Here is a 6,507-nt window from a genome sequence, read left to right as displayed (position 1 = left end):
AGAGCGACGACGCCGAAGGCGATGACATACCGGCGGCAGAATTGCTGGAAGACCGTGTGCATCAAGCCGAAGAATTGGTCGCGGCGACGCAGGCACGCTGGTCGTATGTGCTGAACAATCTGGACCGGCCCTTGCGCGAAGTCAGGAATGAGTTACTTGCGCTGGGCATGGAGAAACTGGCGACGGTATTCAACGAGCGCTTGCACGCGCAACCGGAGGCGACGCTGTTCGACGTGGTGCAGGATAGAACCGTGCGCATTTCGTGGAAGATCGAGGCGCGCATCCCGTTGCGCCAGATATTCAATGGCGCTGCGTTCCGCCTGATCCTGGAAGAAGTGACGGCGATACACAAGCGCATCCTGCGCGGCCGCGTCTTCGTCGCGCTGCACATGCACGCCGGCGACGGCAATGTGCACACGAATATCCCGGTCAATTCCGATCACTATGAAATGCTGCAGGATGCGCATGCGGCCGTGGCGCGCATCATGGCGCTGGCGCGTTCGCTCAATGGCGTGATTTCGGGCGAGCACGGCATAGGCATCACCAAGCTGGAATTCCTGACCGATGCCGAAATGGTTGACTTCCGCGCATACAAAATGCGCATCGATCCGGAAGGCCGTTTCAACAAGGGCAAGTTGATGGACATGCCGGAGTTGAGCGCCGATTTGCGCAATGCCTACACGCCTTCATTTGGCTTGATGGGCCATGAATCGCTGATCATGCAGCAAAGCGATATCGGCGCGATTGCCAACAGCGTCAAGGATTGCCTGCGCTGCGGCAAATGCAAACCGGTCTGCGCGACGCACGTACCGCGTGCGAACCTGCTGTACTCGCCGCGCAACAAGATACTGGCGACTTCCCTGCTGGTCGAAGCCTTCCTGTATGAAGAGCAGACGCGGCGCGGCATCTCGATCAAGCACTGGGAAGAATTCGAAGACGTTGCCGATCACTGCACCGTCTGCCATAAATGCCTGACGCCTTGCCCGGTCGATATCGATTTCGGCGATGTGTCCATGAACATGCGCAACCTGCTGCGCAAGATGGGCAAGAAGTCCTTCAATCCAGGCACGGCTGCATCGATGTTTTTCCTCAATGCGACCGACCCGGCGACCATCAATGCCACGCGCAAGGTGATGATCGAGTGGGGCTACAAGGCCCAGCGCCTCGGCCATGAAGTCTTGAAAAAATTTGCGAAGAAGCAAACTGCTGCGCCGCGTGCGACGGTAGGCAAGCCTCCGGTCAAGGAACAGGTGATCCACTTCATCAACAAGAAGATGCCGGGCAACCTGCCGAAGAAGACTGCGCGCGCCTTGCTCGATATAGAAGACGACAAGGTCGTGCCTATCATCCGCGATCCGAAGACCACCACGATGGATACCGAGGCGGTGTTTTACTTCCCCGGTTGCGGTTCCGAGCGCCTGTTTTCGCAAGTCGGCCTGGCCACGCAGGCTATGCTGTGGAATGTCGGCGTGCAGACGGTCTTGCCGCCGGGTTATCTGTGCTGCGGTTATCCGCAACGCGGCACTGGCAATTTCGACAAGGCCGAGAAAATCATCACCGATAATCGCGTGCTGTTCCATCGCATGGCCAACACGCTCAATTATCTCGACATCAAGACTGTCATCGTCTCTTGCGGCACCTGTTACGACCAGTTGCAGGGCTACCAGTTCGACAAGATATTTCCGGGTTGCCGCATCATCGACATCCATGAATACCTGATGGAAAAAGGCATCAAGCTCGAAGGCGTCAATGGCGTGCGTTACATGTATCACGACCCATGCCACACGCCGATGAAGCTGCAGGATCCGCTGAAAACGGTGAATGCCTTGATCACCACCGCAGATGCGCAAAAAATCGAAAAGAACGACCGTTGCTGCGGCGAGTCAGGCACGCTGGCAGTGTCGCGTCCCGACGTGTCGACGCAAGTGCGCTTCCGCAAGGAAGAAGAAATGAACAAGGGCGCCGATAAATTGCGCAGCGACGGCTTTACCGGCGAAGTCAAGATTCTGACTTCCTGCCCATCGTGTTTGCAGGGTTTGTCGCGCTTCAATGACGACTCTGAAACCACGGCCGATTACATCGGGGTCGAAATGGCCCGGCATTTGCTCGGACCTAACTGGCTGCCTGAATACGTGGCCCGCGCCAACAATGGCGGCATAGAACGGGTGCTGGTATAGGCATGGCAGCGGCATGTGAATTGTGCGCGGTCGCGGGCGGTGAAGTCATCTTCCGCAATGCGCGATTGCGCATCGTGCTGGTCGATGATGCGAATTACCCCGGCTTTTGCCGCGTGATCTGGAATGCGCACGTCAGGGAAATGACCGATCTGGCGATACCGGAACGCTCGGCCCTGATGCAGATGGTCTGCCAGGTGGAGGCTGCGCAACGCGAGGTTTTGCAGCCGGAGAAAATCAATCTGGCCTGCCTTGGCAACATGGTGCCGCACCTGCACTGGCACCTGATTCCGCGCTTTGCCGACGATGCGCATTTCCCGCACCCGATCTGGGCCTCGCCGGTACGCCAGACTGCAGAAGATGTGCTGGCGCACAGGCGTGCCTTGCTGCCGGCATTGCGTGCAGCGCTGCTGCGCCATGCATCGTGTACAGCTTGATGCCCGGGTCACTGATATTGCACTGCATCGGCACTGCCGCCGATGCCTAATCTGAACTGAACGAGAGACGATCATGGCTGGTTCCAAACAAACACCTCCCGCACCGCAACCCACCGGGCTAACCGTGCGCAAGCAATCGCGCGTACTCGAAGTCGAGTTCGACGATGGCGCCGCATTTTCACTGCCGTTTGAATTGCTGCGCGTATGGTCGCCATCGGCGGAAGTGCGCGGCCACGGCCCGGGGCAGGAAACCCTGCAAACCGGCCAGCGCAATGTTGAAATCAACGCGGTCGAGCCAGTCGGCAACTATGCGATCAAGCCGGTTTTTTCCGATGGCCACGATACCGGCATCTTTTCATGGGAATACCTGCATCACCTCGGCAGCAACAAAGAGGCCTTGTGGGAAGATTATCTGCGCCGCCTGGAAGCCGCCGGCTTCACGCGCGACAGCGGTCGCGATGCGCCTATGAACAAGGCTGCAGCCAGCGGCGGCTCTTGCGGCAGCCATTGATTTGGCTGGCCGGCGGGCCTGAAAATTAACGCTTGCTTCACATTTCCTTAACGCTTGTATAATGTAATTTCCTTAAGCTGCCAGTCATGACAAATTCCACACATTTCGGTTATCAAACCGTCGCTGAAGAAGAGAAGGTCCACAAGGTCGCCGAAGTGTTTCATTCGGTCGCCGCCAAGTACGACGTGATGAACGATGTCATGTCGGCCGGGCTGCATCGCCTGTGGAAGAGTTTCACGATTGCGCAGGCGGGCATACGTCCGGGTTTCAAGGTGCTCGATATTGCGGGCGGCACCGGCGACCTGGCCAAGGCATTTGCCAAGAAGGCGGGACCGACCGGCGAAGTCTGGTTGACCGATATAAATGAGTCGATGTTGCGCGTCGGGCGCGATCGGCTGTTGAACAATGGCTTGATCATCCCCACATCATTGTGTGATGCGGAGAAACTGCCCTTTCCCGACAATTATTTTGATCGCGTCAGCGTGGCTTTCGGTTTGCGCAACATGACGCACAAGGATGCAGCGCTGGCAGAGATGCGGCGTGTATTGAAGCCCGGCGGCAAGTTGCTGGTGCTGGAGTTTTCCAAGGTCTGGGAGCCTTTGAAAAAACCGTATGACATTTATTCGTTTTCGGTGTTGCCGTGGCTGGGTCAACGCATAGCAGGAGACGCCGATAGTTACCGCTATCTGGCTGAATCGATACGCATGCATCCCGACCAGGAAACGCTGAAAAAAATGATGCAGGATGCAGGGCTCGAAAGAGTTGAGTATTTCAATTTGACAGCCGGCGTGGCGGCATTGCACACCTGTATAAAACTTTAGGAGACAGGCATGAAAAAATTATTATTGGTAGTGGCGGTCATGGTCAGTTCGATGACCTTCATCGCGACCGAAGTGCAAGCCAAGCGCATGGGCGGTGGCGGCTCGTTCGGCAAGCAATCGCAAAGCTATCAGCGTACAGCGCCAGCGCAATCGTCGCCTACCAACACAGCCAAGCCTGCTGCTGCGCCTGCAGCTGCTGGTGCAGCCGGTGCTGCGGCCGCGGCCAAGCCTAGCATGATGCGCAACATCCTTGGCGGCGCCTTGCTCGGCCTCGGCCTGGGCGCATTGCTGTCGCACCTCGGCATCGGCGGCGCATTCGCCAGCATGATCAGCACCATCCTGATGGTTGCCCTGTTCGCATTTGCCGCGATGTTCATCTATCGCATGATCAAGAACAAGAGCGCAGGCAACAATGCGCAGCCTTCGTTCGCCAACGGTTTTTCGGCCAAGAACGACACGCCTGAAATCGGTTCGCGCATAGAGCAGCCTTACAGCCAGCCTGCTGCACTGCAATCGGCTGCTCCAGCGGCATCCGGCGCAACGTTTGGCGCACCACAGGAAGCCGGCAATGAATTACCGGCCGACTTCGATGTGCAATCCTTCATCCGCAATGCAAAAACCCACTTCATCCGCCTGCAAGCGGCGTGGGACAAGGCTGATATCGAAGACATCCGCGAATTCACCACGCCGGAAATGTTTGCTGAACTGAGACTGCAATTGCAGGAACGCGGCGCCACGGCTAACCAAACCGATGTCGTCTCGATCGAAGGCGAATTCTACGGCGTCGAAACCGTAGGCGACGATTACATCGCCAGCATCAAGTTCACCGGCATGATCAAGGAAGCCGCCAACGCACCGACCGAGCCATTCTCGGAAGCGTGGAACCTGTCCAAGCCTGTCCATGGCAACGGCGGCTGGGTGCTGGCAGGCATACAGCAACTGTAATTCCCCAGCAGCAGCCCAGCGTAGATAGTTAGCGACGCTGCGCAGCAAACTGCTAAACTTGAAGCCGCCCGTGTCCAGACACCGGCGGCTTTGTTTTTTGCTGCCCCTTTTTGATAATGACTCCCCTTAATCCGACCCAACTCTATCCCGCTGCCATCAACCACCTGCTCGCACAGGAAGCATGGGCGCGCGCCAAACTGATCCCGCATGCAGGCAAGATCGCCGTACTCGATGGCGGCGTGCTGGCGGCTCGCCTGAAGGTGACCAGCGATGGCATGCTGGAAGCCGCCACAGAAAATGAGGCCGCGACCGTAACGATACGCGTGCAGCTGGCCGACCTGCCGCTGATCATGCAGAATCGCGAGCGCGCGTTTTCATACGTGAAGATAGAAGGCGATGCCGATTTTGCGAATACGATTTCACAACTCAGCCAGGGTTTGCGCTGGGAAGCGGAAGACGATTTGAGCAAGGTGTTTGGCGATATCGCCGCCACCAGGATGGTGGCCGGTGCGCGCTCTGCGCTGGATGCGGCCAAATCGCTGCATCAGTCGGTGACTGAAAACGTGGCCGAATATTTTCTGGAAGAAAAGCCGATGCTGGTCCGTCCGCAAGCGGTGGCAGACTTTACCGCCGACGTGACCAGGTTGCGCGACGATGTGGCGCGACTCGCCAAACGGATAGAAAAGCTGAAGGGCAGCAAGCAATGATATTGAAATTCCTCCGCGTTTTAAAAATCATGCGGGTCGCGATCCGTTATGGCCTCGATGAAATCGCGATGTCCGGCCTCTCGATACCGCGCACGGCCAAATTATTGAATCAAGTCCTGTTCTGGCGCGACATCTCGGCGCCGCGCGGCGAACGGCTGCGTCGCGCACTGGAAGACCTCGGCCCCATCTTCGTCAAGTTCGGCCAGGTGCTGTCGACCCGGCGCGACCTGATGCCTATGGATATCGCCGATGAACTGGCGCGCCTGCAGGATCGCGTGCCACCGTTTTCATCCGAGCTGGCGATAGAGCAAATCATCAAGTCGCTGGGTGCGCATCCGGATGTATTGTTTGCGCATTTCGAGCGCGAGCCTATCGCCTCCGCCTCTATCGCCCAGGTGCATCTGGCGCGACTGAAGAATGGCCGTGACGCCGCCGTCAAGGTGCTGCGTCCCGGCGTCAAGAAATCGATAGATGACGATGTCGCCCTGATGCATATCGTCGCCGGCCTGATCGAGCGCGTGTGGGCAGACGGCAAGCGCCTGAAGCCGAAGGAAGTGGTCGCCGAGTTCGACAAGTATCTGCATGACGAACTGGACTTGATGCGCGAAGCCGCCAACGGCAGCCAGCTGCGGCGAAATTTTGCCAAATCCGATTTGCTGATGGTGCCGGAAATGTTCTGGGATTATTGCTCGACCTCGGTCATCGTGATGGAGCGCATGATAGGCATCCCGATTTCGCAGACCGAGCGCCTGATCGCCGCCGGCGTCGATTTGAAAAAACTCTCGCGCGATGGGGTAGAGATATTCTTCACGCAGGTATTCCGCGACGGCTTCTTCCATGCCGACATGCATCCGGGGAATATCCTGGTATCGACAGAGCCGGCAACCCTGGGCCGCTACATCGCGCTCGATT

At 57.7% G+C, this 6,507-nt stretch carries 7 protein-coding genes; all 7 read left to right on the top strand.

Going from position 1 to position 6,507, the window contains the following annotated elements; genetic code table 11:
- A partial coding sequence (locus Q7T06_RS08735) for an FAD-binding oxidoreductase (RefSeq protein WP_304783568.1) occupies positions 1-2,177 on the top strand: 2,177 nt, incomplete at its 5' end.
- 2 nt (positions 2,178-2,179) lie between these two features.
- Positions 2,180-2,611, top strand: a complete 432-nt coding sequence (locus Q7T06_RS08730) for an HIT family protein (RefSeq protein WP_304783565.1) — start codon at positions 2,180-2,182, stop codon at positions 2,609-2,611.
- A 73-nt stretch (positions 2,612-2,684) separates the two neighbouring features.
- A complete protein-coding gene (locus Q7T06_RS08725; protein ID WP_304783562.1) occupies positions 2,685-3,122 on the top strand; it encodes a DUF971 domain-containing protein in 438 nt (145 codons plus the stop codon).
- Between the two features lie 86 nt (positions 3,123-3,208).
- Positions 3,209-3,943 (top strand): bifunctional demethylmenaquinone methyltransferase/2-methoxy-6-polyprenyl-1,4-benzoquinol methylase UbiE, encoded by a 735-nt coding sequence (gene ubiE, locus Q7T06_RS08720; protein WP_304783559.1) that lies wholly within the window; start codon positions 3,209-3,211, stop codon positions 3,941-3,943.
- Positions 3,944-3,952: 9 nt separating this feature from the next.
- Complete coding sequence (locus Q7T06_RS08715) at positions 3,953-4,888, top strand: Tim44 domain-containing protein (protein WP_304783556.1); 936 nt, start codon at positions 3,953-3,955, stop codon at positions 4,886-4,888.
- 116 nt (positions 4,889-5,004) lie between these two features.
- Positions 5,005-5,595, top strand: a complete 591-nt coding sequence (locus Q7T06_RS08710; RefSeq protein ID WP_304783553.1) for an SCP2 domain-containing protein — start codon at positions 5,005-5,007, stop codon at positions 5,593-5,595.
- On the top strand, positions 5,592-6,507 hold a 916-nt coding region (locus Q7T06_RS08705), incomplete at its 3' end, for an AarF/UbiB family protein (protein ID WP_304783550.1). The genes Q7T06_RS08710 and Q7T06_RS08705, both read left to right, overlap by 4 nt.

The organism is Herminiimonas sp. (genome assembly GCF_030645555.1).
Classification (GTDB): Bacteria; Pseudomonadota; Gammaproteobacteria; order Burkholderiales; family Burkholderiaceae_D; genus Oxalicibacterium.
Note: the sequence above shows the minus strand (reverse complement) of the source record. Positions and strands in the feature narration are given on the sequence as shown.